General features: G+C 40.6%; 9 protein-coding genes. All 9 read left to right on the forward strand.

The window, feature by feature from the left end:
- Positions 1-78: 78 nt before the first annotated feature.
- The 9 genes from IFO66_RS07890 (at position 79) to IFO66_RS07930 (ending at position 17,150) form a co-directional block, all read left to right on the forward strand.
- On the forward strand, positions 79-603 hold the full coding sequence (locus IFO66_RS07890; RefSeq protein WP_192024594.1) for a CDP-alcohol phosphatidyltransferase family protein: 525 nt from the start codon (positions 79-81) through the stop codon (positions 601-603).
- 197 nt (positions 604-800) lie between these two features.
- Positions 801-1,238 (forward strand): 3-hydroxyacyl-ACP dehydratase FabZ, encoded by a 438-nt coding sequence (gene fabZ / locus IFO66_RS07895; RefSeq protein ID WP_192024595.1) that lies wholly within the window; start codon positions 801-803, stop codon positions 1,236-1,238.
- 145 nt (positions 1,239-1,383) lie between these two features.
- Complete coding sequence (locus IFO66_RS07900; RefSeq protein WP_192024596.1) at positions 1,384-3,393, forward strand: DUF5693 family protein; 2,010 nt, start codon at positions 1,384-1,386, stop codon at positions 3,391-3,393.
- Positions 3,369-4,496 carry a polysaccharide pyruvyl transferase CsaB gene (csaB, locus tag IFO66_RS07905; protein ID WP_192024597.1) on the forward strand — a complete coding sequence of 376 codons (1,128 nt, stop codon included), beginning with the start codon at positions 3,369-3,371 and terminating at the stop codon, positions 4,494-4,496. Before IFO66_RS07900 ends, csaB begins: the two co-directional genes overlap by 25 nt.
- 8 nt (positions 4,497-4,504) lie before the next feature.
- Positions 4,505-5,260, forward strand: a complete 756-nt coding sequence (locus tag IFO66_RS07910; protein ID WP_192024687.1) for a WecB/TagA/CpsF family glycosyltransferase — start codon at positions 4,505-4,507, stop codon at positions 5,258-5,260.
- 117 nt (positions 5,261-5,377) lie between these two features.
- Positions 5,378-6,505: an MraY family glycosyltransferase gene (locus tag IFO66_RS07915; RefSeq protein WP_192024598.1), complete on the forward strand. Its 1,128-nt coding sequence runs from the start codon at positions 5,378-5,380 to the stop codon at positions 6,503-6,505.
- Positions 6,506-6,701: 196 nt separating this feature from the next.
- Positions 6,702-10,760 carry an S-layer homology domain-containing protein gene (locus IFO66_RS07920; protein WP_192024599.1) on the forward strand — a complete coding sequence of 1,353 codons (4,059 nt, stop codon included), beginning with the start codon at positions 6,702-6,704 and terminating at the stop codon, positions 10,758-10,760.
- 615 nt (positions 10,761-11,375) lie between these two features.
- Positions 11,376-14,432 carry an S-layer homology domain-containing protein gene (locus IFO66_RS07925; protein ID WP_192024600.1) on the forward strand — a complete coding sequence of 1,019 codons (3,057 nt, stop codon included), beginning with the start codon at positions 11,376-11,378 and terminating at the stop codon, positions 14,430-14,432.
- Positions 14,433-14,603: 171 nt separating this feature from the next.
- The gene (locus IFO66_RS07930; protein WP_192024601.1) at positions 14,604-17,150 is read left to right on the forward strand and encodes a hypothetical protein; all 2,547 of its coding nucleotides are present in this window, start codon (positions 14,604-14,606) and stop codon (positions 17,148-17,150) included.
- Positions 17,151-17,155: the final 5 nt, after the last annotated feature.

Here is a 17,155-nt window from a genome sequence, read left to right on the forward strand (position 1 = left end):
TGCGGTTTTATTTTTGAGTAGGGGCATGTATAATAGGTTGAAGGAAAGAAGAAAATGGGGGTTACTGGAGGTTTTGGGGTGAATGTACCGAATTTTCTGACAGCGATTCGATTTGTGCTCATCCCCGTCTACTTAATGCTCTTCTTTGTCGGAGAACGATACATTGCTTTTGTTGTGTGGCTATTTGCAGGATTGACAGATGTGCTGGATGGTTATCTAGCGCGTAAGCGCAATGAGATCACCTTTGTAGGAAAAATGTTGGATCCGCTTGCAGATAAGCTCATGATCTTGGCAGTAATGTTCTCTTTACTATGGTCTAAGGACATGCCGATTGCGGCAGTGGCTGCCATGCTTGTTCGAGATGGAGGTATGATTCTTGGCTCGTTATGGTTCTATTTGAGGGGTAAGAAGACATTAGCGGCGAATACTATGGGTAAGCTGACAACGGTGCTGCTGTATGCAGCAATTGTCATGATTTATTTTCAGTGGCAGTATGCAGTAACAGTATTGTGGATCGTAATCGGATTTTCTTACTTAACATCGCTCTTATATGTAATACAAATTATAAGGGTAAACAGTCAAACGAAGGATGTCGTTCATTAAATGTTTGCTTTAATCGTTGTTACATAATGAAATGGAATGCAGTTGCATGTGTCAATGTGCAGATGAAAAGAGCTTCTTGTGAACGGCAGAACCGCATGAAGAAGCTCCTTATCTAAACCTTCACGCCTGCAGTCGATGAAGGATGTTCTTAGTGTTTGCCTAATCAAGCTTTTTTATTCAGGAAGGAGCCAATAATCATGGAGCTTAACATTCAACAAATTCAAGAAATAATTCCACACCGCTATCCATTTTTGCTTGTAGATCGAATTATCGAGATTGAGGAATGCCAACGTGCGGTAGGAATTAAAAATGTCACGATAAACGAACCGTTCTTTGCAGGACATTTTCCTGGATACCCTGTAATGCCGGGGGTACTTATCATTGAGGCGCTTGCACAGGTAGGTGCTGCAGCGATGCTTATTAAAGAAGAAAATCGTGGACGCATCGCATTTTTCGGCGGTATCGACAATTGTCGTTTCCGCGGGCAAGTAGTTCCTGGTGATACGCTTCAACTTGAAGTTGAAATCACACGCATAAAGGGAACAGTCGGTAAAGGCAGAGGAGTTGCAAAAGTGGGAGACAAAGTCGTAGCAGAAGCTGATATTACGTTTGCTCTTGCTAAGTCAGAATCTTAATTCAGCGTTGCGCCAATTCCAATTCAGTATAAAGTGAACAATCCGCATTATGTGTAAGCATACATGAGAACCGAAGCTGAATAGAAAAGCTGTTAGATAGCAGCGAGCACGGCAGCTGAGTGGAACGTTTCAAGGAGGGAAATACGTGCTTAATAAATTAGAAGAGTGGAACCGTGGTGCGAAGAAGTGGTTATGGCTTCTTGTCATTATCGGTGTGATTGCTTCATTAGCGGTTACGGTACAACGTGTGCAGACTGAGCAATCATCCAAGCAGGTTGAAGTTGTTATGGATTACCGCGACCTGATTGATGTCTCATTGTACCAAGTGAATCCAAAAGCGTATCTAAATGAACGATTGGATGTGCTAAAAGAAGCTGGTGTTCAATCGATGGCCGTGTTCGAAAGCTCCTTGCGTGAGCTTGAGAGTGCCAAACGTATTTATTTGTATAACTCAAGTCAGGTAGCTATGCTTCAAGGCAAGCTGCCATCTATGACTGAAAACTATACTTATGTGTTATTTAACAGCGAAGAAGAGGCGAAGCATCTTGCTCCCGTGATTCGCAGCACCTTTACTCAGCTTGAGGTGACGGTCCGCGATTGGAAGCTGGAGGATAAAGTGGGTCTTGTTCTTGAAACGCCAATGGAATTTGCAACGTTGCAAGCATTGCCGCATGATCCGATAGCGTTGGAATTACTGGCAAGCAAAGGGTTTACAATTGTGCCTCGCTTGTCTGACTCTATTCCCTATGATGCGGAGCAAGTGGATAAGCAGTTGGAACAATTTGCGCAGCTTGGTGTGAAGCGAATTTTGTTCGATGGTGAATCGGTAAAAGGATTCACGGATGATGAAGAGAAGAAAAGTTTGGCGAACTTTGCTGAACTTTTGAAGAAGCATCAGATTGGTATTGCTACGATCGAAGGTTTGAAAGCTCCACAGAAAGGTTTTAACCGTCTGGCTTTCTTGATTGACTATAATGTAGTTCGAATCCACTCCATTGGAGAATCAGAATCTTTCAATGAGCCAGAAGTGCTAGGGGATCGTATGGCACTTGCTGTTAAGGATCGCAACATTCGTATGTTCTACTTGAACGCGATGGTGAAACGTGACGCAAAGAAGAACATCGTTGTTGATTCTACAGACAATTTGATTCGTTCGATGCAAGAACCTGGCAAAGGCTTAGCTATGATTGCAGAAGACGGATTCTCATTTGGACAAGCAGTTCCGTTTGAAGTTGTGGATGCTAGTTGGCAGCGATATGCAAAAGCGCTTGTTGTTGTAGGTGCTGTAGCGTTAATTGCGCTCCTCCTTTCATATTTTGTTCCATTTGTGATGCTGCCTGCATTCGTGTTAGGCTTAGTAGGAGCCGCTGGCTTGTTTGTATTAAAGAAGTCAGGATTGCTGGAACAGGCCTTGGCGCTTGGTGCAGCAATTAGTGCACCGACTATTGCAATGATATTGGCGATACGACGTATCGAGATGTCGCCACGAGTTACTTCAATTGGTCGTCGACTTGGCTTGGCGATTGCATTGTTCGTACGAACTTCGCTTATATCGTTAATTGCAGTTCCTTTTGTCATTGCATTGCTGAACAATATTACTTATAGTCTCGTGCTAAACCAGTTCCGCGGCGTAAGTTTATTGCATCTTGCACCAATAGCATTGACAGCTTTGTATGTATTCCTCTATCGTGGCGAGTCTGTATTCAAGGAAGCGAAGCGTTGGCTTGCTATGCCAATTACCGTTCTTTGGGTATTATCTCTAGGTGTAATCGGTATTATCGGTATGTACTACTTGTCTCGTACAGGTAACGCAGGTTCGGTAAGCTCTCTGGAGATGGCATTCCGTACTTTTCTTGAAAGTACATTTGGTGTCCGTCCACGTAACAAAGAATTTTTATTGGCACACCCAATGTTGTTAGCTGGTGCGTTTATCGCACTTCGTTATCGTTGGGGTTCGTTCTTATTTATTATCGCGGTAATTGGGCAATTGTCCATGGTGGATACTTTCGCCCACATTCATACTCCGGTTATGATTTCGTTGGCGCGTACGCTGCTTGGCATGGGGCTGGGCTTAATTATCGGCGTCATTGCAATTGTAATTTGGACTGTGGTAGAAAGGTGTTGGGAGGCATGGCGTCCGAAGTTCGAACAGTAGTCATATCTGGCTACTACGGCTTCAATAACAGTGGAGATGAAGCAGTTCTTAACTCGATCCTGAATGCGTTGGAGCGTGCAGGTCGGGAGGCTGGAATTCGCATTGAACCTGTTGTGTTATCTGGAGATCCGGCTGCTACGACAGCATTGTATGGCGTTCGTGCTGTACATCGTATGAAGATTGGTGAAGTTAGACGAGCGTTGAAGAACAGTCACGCCCTCATTAGTGGGGGCGGAAGCTTGCTCCAAGATGCAACTAGTGCAAAGACGATTCCTTATTATCTTGGAGTTATTAAACTTGCACAGTGGCTTGGCAAGCCGACATTTATATATGCACAAGGAATTGGACCTGTCCAGCGCAAGCTGTTCTATCCATTTATCAAAAATGTGTTTTCGCGTTCTGCGTATGTATCGGTGCGTGATGTGGAATCGGCTGCTTTGTTGGAGAAGATGGGTCTCAATAAAAGTACCATTGAAGTTGTACCTGATCCTGTTATGGGAATGAGGCTTCCATCTGGTACACCTCAATCTTCTGGGTTGGATGAAGAGGGAAGACCAATTGTCGGTGTGTCCGTTCGTTTTTGGAATGAGGATCGATCGGATATGGATCGTATTGCGGATATGCTGCAGCAATGGATGGAACAGCAGCAATTGCATATTCGTTTTCTTCCGTTTCATGGTCACTCGGATGAGACGGCATCCCGTTATGTCATGGACCGTCTAAGCAATGTGGACAAGCATGGCTCGGCTGTCAGCATCAGTCCGATATATCCACATCCTTTGGACATGCTAAAGGAAGTAAGTCGTTGCCGTGTACTTGTTGGTATGAGGCTGCACTCTCTTATTTATGCAGCATCTCAGCACGTACCTGTATTGGGAATATCCTACGATCCTAAGATCGACCAGTTTCTCAATCGCTTAGGTGAGCAGGCGATCGGAACGACGAAGCAGCTTCATCCTCAGCATGCGGTAGAGCAAGCGTCTTCTGTATTAAGTAATACAGTAAGATGGCGTGAGCAGCATCAAGAGGTTATTCAGCAACTTATACAAGAAGCAGAGCTGCCAGCGAAACAAGTGGTGCAGTTACTGCGTCAAACGAACTAGGTGATATGATGAACCCGACAAGGGATTATGCAACAGTCTCAATATATGGTGTGCCATTTTCTAAAATGACGATGCAGGAAACGGTCGACTGGATGACTTCTGCTATTGCAGAGCGGAGACCTACTCATGTCATTACTGCGAATCCGATTATTCTGATGAATGCAATTGAAAATGAGCGTCATATGCGGATTATGGAGCAAGCGGACATTATTGTAGCTGACGGAACAGGTATCGTATGGGCAGCTGATTACATCGGAGATCCTTTGCGGGAGCGAGTTACAGGATTTGACTTGCTTTATGAACTGATGAAGCAGGGTAATGAAAAGGGTTGGAAAGTATATATGCTGGGAGCAGCTCCAGAAGTGGTCGAGGCCGCTGCCAGTCGATTGCAGCAGCTGTATCCAGGTATACAGATCGTTGGGTGCCGTGATGGATTCTTTACTGAAAAGGAAGATGAAGCCGTTATTAACGAGATTATACAGGCTCAACCTGATCTGCTATTTGTCGCTAGGGGAGCTGAAACTCAGGAACCGTGGATTGCTCGCTATCGGGAACAGTTAAATGTTCCTATCATGATGGGTGTTGGCGGAAGCTTCGATGTTATCTCTGGAAAGTTGAAACGAGCTCCGAAATGGATGCGTTCTTTACGTCTAGAATGGTTCTACCGCTTAATTAAAGAACCTTGGCGCTATAAGCGAATGCTTGCGCTTCCTAGATTTGTGTGGAAAGTGGTGCGTGACAAAGGAAAGGTGAAGAAAAAGTAATGAATTCGCCTATAATCTCACGATTTCGCCTATTTTCCTACTGATTTGGGCGCTGGTGTTTCCATTTCGAACGGAGTATAATTCAATCCGGAGTCAAATGGAGGTTGATAATAACCGATGGTAACCGTATATGTACTTGGTGGGCTGCTGGCATTGCTTTTAGCCACTGGCTTAACACCGTTAGTTAAAGCTTTTGCTATTAAGATCGGAGCAGTTGATGTACCTAATGCTCGAAAAGTACACACTCGGATTATGCCTCGCATGGGTGGACTCGGCATTTTCGGTGCATTTGTAATAACACTGTTAGGCTTAATGGTTGTTGCACCTGACCTATTGTTATCTACTGAGCGAGACAGCAACCTCGTATGGGGTCTTCTAGCTGGTGGCTCGATTATCGTATTGATTGGGGCATTGGACGACCTTTATGAATTGTCGGCTAAGGTTAAGCTCCTTGGACAAATTATTGCAGCATGTGTAGTTGTGTTTGGATTCGACCTAACGGTCAATTTCGTAAATGTGCCTTTCGGCAATCAATATTTGTCTATTGATGATTGGATTGCAATTCCACTAACTATCTTCTGGATTGTTGGTGTGACAAATGCAATCAACTTGATTGACGGATTGGACGGGCTTGCGGCTGGCGTATCTGGTATTTCGATTGCTACGCTGCTTGTGATGGCCGTATTTATGGGTAATCCAGTAGTCATTCTATTATGTGCGTTGCTACTAGGCAGTATTATTGGATTTTTGTTCTTTAATTTTCATCCGGCCCGCATCTTTATGGGGGATTCGGGTTCATTATTTTTAGGCTTTAGTCTCGCGGTCTTATCTATGTTAGGATTCAAGCAAGTTGCAATCGTATCTTTCGTTACACCGCTTCTTATTATTGGAGTGCCATTATCTGATACGTTCTTTGCTATCGTTCGTCGCTGGTTGCAGAAGAAGCCAATTTTTGCACCTGACAAAGGCCACTTGCATCATTGTTTACGTGAATTAGGCTTCAGTCATCGCAAGACGGTACTTATTATTTACGGTATCGCAACGTTCTTCGGTATACTTGCTATCGTTCAGTCCGTTGCCGCTTCGCATCATGCGAACTGGGTTACTTTTGTAGTCATCTGCATCCTGTTGGTTGCGTTGCAGTTGGGAGCTGAAGTCATCGGTATTGTGAGTAAGAAGCGAAGACCGATGCTGGATATGCTTCATCGTATTCGAGTTAAAGTAGATTCGCGTTCAGATTCATAACCAATTAGATAAACCTCCTTTCCTAGTGTGCTGCTAGTGAGAGGAGGTTTTTTTGCTTTTTCTATGTAGTTCTTATGTGCTGTTTATTTAGTGCTTTCTGTCGCTTTTTGTAATCGATTTACATCCTAATCTAAACAATTAAGGGTTTCCAACCGATAACATGAGTACACAAATTATTAGGTAAGGAGCGAAGAAAATGATAGCACTAAGGAAGACACCCGCTTTGAAGAAATGCTTAGCGATTATGCTGACATTAGCCCTTCTCATCACGATGGTGCCGCTACCATTTGGTTCGGTAGCTCAAGCTGCGGGCGGAGGATTTTTCGTATTCCCAAATGAGCAATATGACGCAAAAAGCGCTAGAGTTACTAGTGATGAACGTATTACTCTAGACGGATCCATTAACGGTGTGGGCGCAAAGGGAATCTCATATACTGTGCAACAAATTACGATGACACCTGATGATAAAGAACATGTTGTAGCTTCACGTGAGGAGCAAACGGCAAATATAATTATCAACGGAACGAATTTGAAAGTATTTAACCTTCAATTGTTCTCTGGTTTGAACCGTATTACGTTCAAAGGATTGCAAGGTTCGACGGAAGTGTACGATTCGATCTATGTTGAATATCGTAACGGACCGACTCTGTCTGATTTGCAAGTGTCTTTGAATGGCGCGCGGCAAGAGTTGAAAGAAATCGGAACGACTATTGTTAAATCAATTACACCTACGAATAAAGATTCAGCTTCTGTAAGTATTACTGGTAAAGCAAAGAATGCTGAAAAAGTTCAAGTTGTTGTTAATAACAATAGCTGGACATTTAATGTTTCTAAAAATAACAATTGGGAGTTCTTTGCATCGCCAATTGTACTTAACAAGGGTAAAAACTTAGTTAAAATTCGTGCGATTAATGGTACACAAACAGTAGAGACTGTACGTGAGGTTGCGCTTTACAACAACACGGTTACATTCTACGACGTACATTTTAAAAATGGCTCAGACAAGGTTGATCTATCAACAAATCCTACGTTGAATAAGCCGACAGATATGATTATCTACGGTAAAGCAATTATTCCAATTGCAAAGGGAACAACGAATCCTGCTATTAACATTGAATACTCCTTAACAGGATTACCTAGTGTTATGAAGGCGACTTACATGAATGAACAAATTATCGATGATTATGTCCTTGTTGATTTTGAAGTTCGTGAAGGTACCCACTTAAATGGTCAGCTAGATAAACTGATGCAATTAGAGTTGTCTGGAACTAATCTTTCGACTGGCTTCAAAGATAGAAGTACAGTAATGGGTTTTACATTGACAGCGGCAGATAAGCCAATTATTCATGATATCCGTTATCTTAGTAACTACCGTCCAGGTATGGCCGAAAGTGATGTATTAAATCTTTCAGGAACTAAGTTAGATAAAGCTGAAATATCTTCTTTGCCTACAGCGATAGAATTCTTGGTGGCTAATTACGGCGCTCAAGATATTAAAATTGCTGGAATTAGGGATTATGCGGACAAGGCCTTGGATACTACGCAAGTAGACAAAGCAAAACTTACTGAGAAAATAGTAGGTGGAACTGTTGTTGAAAATATTAATGGTGTGCCCACTACACTAACACGTGTCATTTATAAGCTAGATACACTACCGATTAGCGGTAAACAGAAAATTGAGTTTAAAATTAATGATTCAACTACGCCATATTTTGCAACAGTAACGTTGCTGTATGGACCATTTGTAAAATTTGATTCTGTGTACGATGGGATGCAAATTAAATTCGACACAACGACGGGGAAACTAAAAGATATTATTACTGAAAATAAACATTTCAAACTCTTGGAAGGTACGTTGTTGAACGTAGCTGATACAAGTTCCATTGAATACTCCGATGCTACAAAACGTAATGTTTATTTGTATTTAAATAATACAGAATTAAAGTTGGAGCAAGTACCTGGTAAGGATAAAACTAAATTTAAGCTTCTTGATGATACATCAACTACTCCGAATAATGCCAAGGATAACATTAGTAAAGCAGCAGATGCGTTATTTATTGGGGAGAACAAAATTAAATTTGTATATCGTACAAAAGAAGCGATTTATGAAAAAGTAACGACAGTTACTATTATTCCGCTTAATATTCCAGTTATCCCGGCTCCGGATACGGATGGTGTATTCCCTTACAGTGTTACACAAGGTGCGATTATACCAAAGCCGAATAATGATAAGTTCGAGAAAAAGAGCGGCATTTACTATACTCGCGAGAGTAAAATGAATGTTTATGGAACTTTTGACTTCTATGACTTAGGCCGAACAGAAGCCGAAATAAAATCACAAATCTCCAACCTTCGTCTTCCTGGAGCAGGAAATGTAAAAAATTCTGACAAGTATAAAATTGTGATTACTTCACCGAATTTGAATAAAAAGCTCTCTTGGACATTGAGTGATAAGTTCACGGCTATCCAAAATGGTCAAGTATTGTACGAAGATACGGACGGAACATCTGTTGATGGACTAACGGTTCAATACAATGCTGATCTGCAAAGTTTTGCATTTAAAATTTCTAATATGGATATTCCGCTAGACGGCAGTCCTGTGGTATTGAACATTGCTGTTTACAATAACGGTGAGAGTGGCCCACGAGCTACTGCTCGTTTAGAAGTTGTACCAATTAACGTGCCATACATGGTTGTTCAACCTGTTGATCAAATTCGTGTAATTAATCAGAACTTCTTGGAAGTAGTTATTCATTCTCCAGGGGCTGATAAGGTAGTAATTAATAAAGTTGAAGCAAAAAGACAAAAGTATGATCGCTTCTACGACGGTAGTATCGTCTATGAAGATGCATTCCGAACGGTTGTTACTGGACTCAAGCCGAATCGCGAGAATAAGATTGAGTTTACGATTACACGCGGCGATGATGTAGAGAAGGCTCATTTCAATGTTAAATATGTACCAACGACCATTCCAGGTGCGCAGTACATGGAGACTATGAAATCTTCTCACAAAGCATTCGATAATAATCTGCGTCTTGCATTCCCGAAAGGGACATCACTTATACGTCGTGACGCTAATAAGTCAGAAGAATTTAAACATCAAGTGTATTCTGGTAATCAAATGTTGTTCTCGATTGCTAACCCAGAAAATGGTCGTGTGAATCAATATGACTTTGAGGCAGATAAGCTTCCAGCTAATTTTGACTTGGAGATGAACCAAGCTGGTAACGTATTCCGAGGAAGTTTCCCAGAAAGCTTTATCAAAGCTAGCCCAGTCTACTGGATTGATCCAGGTTTGGCTGATGATCTGATGACGAAGGCAGAGTACGATCCAATTGCTTTTGGTAATGATCCATATCAATTCCCGAATGCGCCTGTTGGCATGTTCTATAATCGTACAATGGATCGTGAACTTGTTCCTTCTAAAGAAGGAAAGCTTACGCTATCTTACGATAAAAACATGGCACAAGAAGGCGGTAAGCTTGTTACCGTATTCCGCTTCGATCCAGAATTGAAACAATGGGAAAATATCGGCGGTGTCGTGGATGATAAAAAACGCACAATTACAGTGCCGTTCCGCAAATTCGGCTACTATGTAGTAGCTAAGCTGGGTTCATCTTATAACGATGTTGTACAGCATCCATACGCACGTAACTATGTCGAGTCGGTACTTGGTAAAGGGGTTATGAACCCTGAGCAGCCATTAAGCTCTTTTGGAACAGATATGTATGTGAGCCGTGCTGAGTTTACTCGCATGATTGTGAAAGCACTTGATCTGCCGCTTAATTATGAAGGACCTCGTCACTTCGATGATGCGGATTGGCCATCTGATCAAGATTTGAGCCAAGTTAATATAGCTGGTCTGTGGGATTTCCGTTACATTGAAACTGCAGCGCGAGAAGGTATTGTGAGAGGTATTTCACCAAATGTATTCGGTGTAGATTCCAACTTGACTCGTCAAGATGCATCGGTAATGATCGCAAAAGCGATGAACTTGAAGATGGAGACAGATCGCAGCAAGATTCGCAAAGATTTGTTGAAGTTCTTTAAAGACGCTGACAAGATTGACTATTACGCGCAGCCTGCCGTATTGGCAATTGCTAAGAAAGGCTTGATCGAGGGTATGCCGATCGATCCTTCTGATCCAGAGAAGGGCTTTGTATTTAATCCAGAGGCAAATATGCTTCGTGGAGATGCGGCTGTAATTATTGCACGTGTCATGATTGATATGAAGAAACTGCCTAAGATGTCTTAAGCAATTATAAGGTGTTAGTCAGAAACTAAATCTGATACTAAACAGTTGATTGATTCTATAGGGTGGGGAGTAGCATCTTATGTACTTCTCCCATCCTATTCTCAAATAGCAGATTAATTAGATTATCTTATTTAATTATTTATTAGGTTAATAATTACTATGGTTTATTATGTAATTAGCTTGTGTTGTTATGTGCTGTTATATGGTTTGATTTCAATTGCTTACTGTTTTTAATGGCTGCAAAACACTGCAAGATTTGAAAAAGAAAAAGTTTTTTTGCTCTAGCCGCAACTTTTTTGCAACTAGCGCGTTTAATTACATGAAGTCGAAAAACAAGCGGAAATAATTTATTAGTCTTCCCTGTTTTTCACAAAAATATGCTTTACGCTAGGCTTTGGTACATGTATAATGTCTAGAGTGGAAGAATTATCTCTATTTAATCCCAATTCGATTACGAGTTTCTGTGACACATCTCGTGTGTTACAGACTTCATTTTTATAAACCATTTCGCTCTACTTATAGGAAGGGGGTGAATCGGCGATGAGGGAAATGAGAAATCTTTCAGAGCAACACTCTCAACAACCGAAGCAATTTAGAGGAGGAGAAAAAAAGGTTATGAAGAAAAGATTGGCTATGCTACTTTCCGTTGCTATGGCGTTCTCTATGTTCGCAAACGTAGCATTCGGTGCTGAAGCACAACTCACAACTAAAGAAAAATTTGAAGCGTTGGTGAAAGATGGTATCTTCGCTGGCGTTAAAGACAAAGATGGTAACATCGATCCACAACTTAACCAGCACACTGACCGTGCTCAGTTTGCTAAAATCTTGGCTCTTACTGCTGGTTTGTCTAAAGAAGAAGGTAACTCCTTCAAAGACAAAGGTTACAGCACTAGCTGGGCTAAAGGATACATCGAAGCTGTTACTAAAGCTGGCTTCATGTCCGGCGTAGGTCAAGATAAGTTTGACCTTAAAGGTAAAGTAACAGGCGAGCAAATGGCTAAAGCTTTCACTTTGGCTCTTGGCTTGAAAAAAGTTGAAGATGCTCCAGCAGTAGAAGGTGTGTCCAAATGGGCAACTGGCTACGTTGCAGCAATCAAAGCAGCTGGCTTTGACTTCTCCGTAAACGGTAAATGGAACGTTGCAGTTCAACGCTCTGTATTGGTAGAAGCTGCTTACGATGTTAAGCAAAAAACTTCTGTTAAAGTTGATTCCGTTAAAGTAATCGACGAGAAAACAATCGAAGTTAAGTTCACTGACGGTGAAACTGTAAAACATACTCTTGACACTGCTCTTGTAGAAGGTAAAGAGACTACTGTAGAAGTTACACATAAAGGTGCTAAACACCAAGTTAAAGTTACGTTGCAAGCTCTTGCAATCGAAGCTAAAACTGTAGGTGCTAAGACTTTCGAAGTTAAGCTTAACCGTACAGTTGATACAGCTAAAGCTAAATTCGAAGTTAAGCGTGGTTCCACGGCTATCGACGTGAAAACTGCTACTTACTCCGATGACAAATTGACTTACCGTGTAGAAGCTGCTAACAAGCTTTCCGAAGGTGAGTACACAATCAACTTGGTAGTAGGCGACAAAACTGTCTCTGCTAAAGCTAAAGTTGAAGCTGAGAAAGTAACTAAGATCGAACTTATCGGTGAAGAAGCAGCTACAAACGATAAGTACACTGAATTGAAAATTCCTTTCAAAGTATTGAACCAATACGGTGAGGATGCTTCCAAGATCGCTAGCTTGAACTGGACAGTATCCAAAGGAACTCACAGTGTTAAAGATGGTGTGTTGAACATCAGCACAACTGACAAATTTAACTACAAAGAAGCTATCGCAGTAATGGTACATGATGCTAAAGCTGGCGTAGTAGCTAACAAAACTTATACTGTAGGTTTGCCATCCCGTGCTCATACTGTAGAAGTTAAATCTTTGTACAATATTGACAACCAAAAATTGACTTCTTCTACTGACTTGACTAACAGTGAGTTCTATCTTTTGATCGACGTTAAGGACCAATACGGTAACAAAGTTGACAAAGAAGACGTTAAGAAAAACGTTATTGCGTTGTCCAACAACCCATTGGCTCTAAATGTTGAAACATATGCTCAAATCGATAAAGGTCCTCATGCTGATAGCGCTGCTATTAAGTTGAAAGCTCCTTCATCTGATATGTTCCGTCAATCTGGTGAAGTAGAAATCACAATTACTGCATTGGGTAGCGGTCAAAAGCTTACTCATAAAGTTAATGTTGAACAAGGTACAGAGTTGAAATCTTTCCAACTTCAACACCCAACTGACATTGTGGCTGCAAACGATAAAAAAGTGAAAATTCCATTCGAAGCATACGGTGTGAATGGCGAAAAAATCACTAAGTTCAAGGAATTGAACAAAATGGAGCAAAATAGCGCACTTAACTTGAGCGATAATTTGCAATTGTTTGAAGACAAGAAAACTGGTGATGCATACCTAGAGTACAATGTTGAGAGTGCTCACAAAGGTCTAAAAGGTTATGCTTACTTGATGGCGACTGTAACTAAAGGCGCTGTAAGCAGCAACATCCAGTTCGAAATTAAAGACGCAGCAACACCTAAAGCTATTAAAGGCTTCCATAAAGATGTAGCTAAAGCTTACGGTGAAGGTGCAACAGCAGAATTGAATAAGGATAAAATTGAAATCCTTGATCAATACTCTCGTGCGTTCAAACTTGCAGACCTTCCAGTTGAAGCTGGTAAGGACGTGTATGTAGGTATTAGCAACGTTAAGAAGATCAACGAAGGTACTCACTTCAATATCTCTGCTACGGGTGCAACTTACAATACAGGCGAAGTTATCGCATATAAAAACGCTGATAATGTTAAGATTAACTTGACAGCTGATAAAAAAGGCGAGCAAGTAGTCGAGTTGGCGTTGTTCCATAACGTAAATGGTGTGCTTACTGCAATTCCTGATTCTCAAACAACTGTTGTTCTTAGCGTAGTAGCTCAAGACAACATTTCTTCTTATGAGATCAAACCACTTGGCACATTGTATGCTGGTGACAAAAACATCTTCAGCGCTTCAACGGCTACTTACTCTAAAGATCTTAAAGTAGTGGGTAAACGTGGTAACGGTGACGAGATTGTATTGAGCACTAACCAATACACAGTTAGCGTTGATCCTAACTATGTAACAACTTCTAACAACGGTAGAACATTGACTGCTGTTAAGATGGAAAAAGCTGAGTCTGTTGAGCTTGATCTTACAGTTCTTGTTAATGGTGCTGGCTTGAAGTCTGACGAAGTTAGAACTAAGTTGACAGTATCCAACAAACCGCAACAAATTCAAGAACTTAAAACAGACAAGGATAAAGTTGGTGGAAACGTAACTGCTGTTGATGGTGAGCTTGTTACAATCAAAGCAGGTACTACTAACTTGAACGATGTTCTTGGTGTAATCAAAGCTAAGGATCAATACGGTCTTGAAGGACACCTAAACAGCGTTGCTAACGGTGTAACCGTACAAGTTAACCGCATCGTTGGTACTGACGGAAAAACTAAAGCTCTTAACGTTACAAACAACGGTTCTAAAGATGCTGCATTCGCTACAGGTGCAATTGCTGCTGGCGACACTGTATACGTAACTGTTGCAGTTCATGGTAAAGTAATCAACCTTGTGTTGGATGTTAAAGCTTAAGAAAAAGTGATCTAATCACTTCCAAAAGGGTAGATGTCTAGGTTATACCTAGCGTCTACCCTTTTTTTATACCCATAATCTGCAGAGAATATTAAACATTTTTAACTATCCAATTCCAGTTGGAACAGGTAAAGTAGTAGTATATTGATAATGATAAGGAGTGTGTGTCTGTTGATATCTAGTAAAAAATTAATGATAAGCCTCTTATCATTCTCTATGGTTGGGGCGTTGTATAGTCCTCTATTGTTACCATCGAATGGTCAAGTTATGGCTGCTCAAAAGAATGTGGCTGTCCAACAACCATTTAAACCAAGCCAGTTAAACAAAGTGAAGTTGAGCGCTACAAGCTATTTAGAAGTTAATGAGGTACAGTTCTATCATGTAGAGGGTGATAAGAATGTGTATTTTACAGTAACGGTACATAATCAAGGCAGCAAATCATTAAGTTTAATGGATTATTGGTTTTCGATAAGATCAAATCAAGGCAATAAATATCCTATTCAATTAATGGGCCTTACAGAGAAGAAGGATAATATTGTTCCAGCAAAGTCCAAAAAGACATTTAAAATACATGCTAAAGTAGACAGTAAACTGAATCTTAGTGACTTGAAATTATCGGTTATAAAATGGGACTTTTCTTTATCTAATGGTAGTTTCGAACGTGTAATTGGATCGGTTTCCATTCCTAAAAACTATGCTTACATTACACCAGTGGGGAAACAACGTGAGATCAAACAAGGGCAGAATACTCTTGTTACATCTGCTTCTAACTTAGAGTTAACGACTGTAGGTAATCATGTTCAAGCATCTTTAACTGTCGACATCAAAAATACTTCAAATAGTGCAGTAAATCTCGACTCACTTAAGTTCTATTTACGTACGAATACAAATCGATATTATGTTCTAGATGCTGATCAATCTAAAAAATCATTATTGCCAGGTGAATCTGCTCGAATCAAGTTTTATTCGAAATTACCTACTGACTTGAAGAAAGCAACGTATCAGTTGTTTATTGCAGAAGAAGCAGGAGCAGGAACGGTCACAGGTACAGACGCACCAAAAGCAAGTGCAAGTCTACCTCTGTCGTATAATCATTTGAAGACAATCGACACAAGAGGTTCTGTTACTTTAAAAGGGCAGTCGTACAAGCTCTTGGTTGAAAATCAGTTTGTAGATACAAAAATTTCGAATGTGATGGTTGATACAAACTCTGAGTATCATAATGTTACCATTTCTTACGCGATGAAAAATATGGGAAAAACAGCGATAAAGAAACCTAAGCTTCAGTTTGAACTATTGACGAATGTGGATACTTCGTACCCTGTACAAGCAGGTCCAACTGATACGCCAGAAGGTAATACTAATTTACTCCCTGGTGTAACAGAAGAAGCAACAATTACGGCTTCTATCCCTGCAAGTGTATCTCTATCTAATATGAAGTTGACCGTGAAGCGTGTTGCTGATGAAAATAAGAACAATGATTATTTGCTAGCTCAATACATGGTACCGGACACTACATCGGTCACAACTGAGTCCAAAGCGACGTACGTAAATAAACAAGGTACGTATGAAGTGAATGTTGATAACTTCGAGCGCTTACCTTGGGATTCAAAAGATATTATCAACACAACTATTACCATTAAAAACACAGGTAAAAACACACAACCATTGCCTAAGTTCGCAATGACTGCTTGGTTGAGTGGTGTGAAAGTCGATAGTAAAGACATTCAATTGCTACATGTTGATGGTGCAATTGGGTTGAAACCAGGTGAATCGGCTAAGATTATCGCAACATCTAAAGTATCGAGTGACTCTAAGTTCGAAAATGCAAAGATCCGACTAAGCGAAATTGTAGATGACAAACCAATTAGTACGATTGGTAACTTTATGATTAAGGCTGCAGATGCGGATTTGCCAACGTATGATCCTGCTTCAACAGCATACTACACATTGACACAGCCAGGTGTAGAAGCGCAAATGAATGTCCTTGAAACAAACGTGTACGAAGGAAAGAATACAAATGTAATTCGTAGCCTACTATCATACCGTAATACAGGTGAACGTTATTCCAAATTACCAAATGTTGTAGCTTACTATTATGAAACATCAACAGGAGTGCAAATACCTGCTAAGCTTACATTAAGTGATAAAGAGGTAACTCCAGATGGCGTTAATTTGATTTCTATTACAGCCGATATTCCTAAAAAGTACAAAGCTAGTGACTTAAAGCTGCTTGTAGGTCAGGGTATTAGTGAAGGTAAATATATAACGGGTACGACTAAGGCGGACAGTTATGTAAATGGAGCATTTTTGTCTCTTACTGATGATAAGCGAGAATCAAAATTATTATTTGAAGTTCTAGACTTGCGTCCATTTGAATTTAAATTTAATAAGATTTTTGCTAGAAGCTCGAATGGAGATCAGGTTGATTTCAATTTCGAATATACCTTGAAACAAAATAATCCATTTGAAGAAATGTTGGTAGATAGAAATCTGGTTATTGAAATTGAATATAACGGCAACAAGTTCTCTCAGTCCTACAAACTAGGAGAAGGTAACGGAAGCCTAGCTGTTGGGGACAAAATTTCTAAATCATTTGCTGTCGATGATTATGCAATGAAAGGCGTAGGATCATCTGGCTTTAAGCTTAATGTATATGATGAATTAAATGGAGCGAAGAAGCTACTAATGAGTCATCGAGTAAACAACTTTGAGTAATAGGT

The sequence above is a fragment of the Paenibacillus arenosi genome, assembly GCF_014841135.1.
Lineage (GTDB): Bacteria > Bacillota > Bacilli > Paenibacillales > Paenibacillaceae > Paenibacillus_B > Paenibacillus_B arenosi.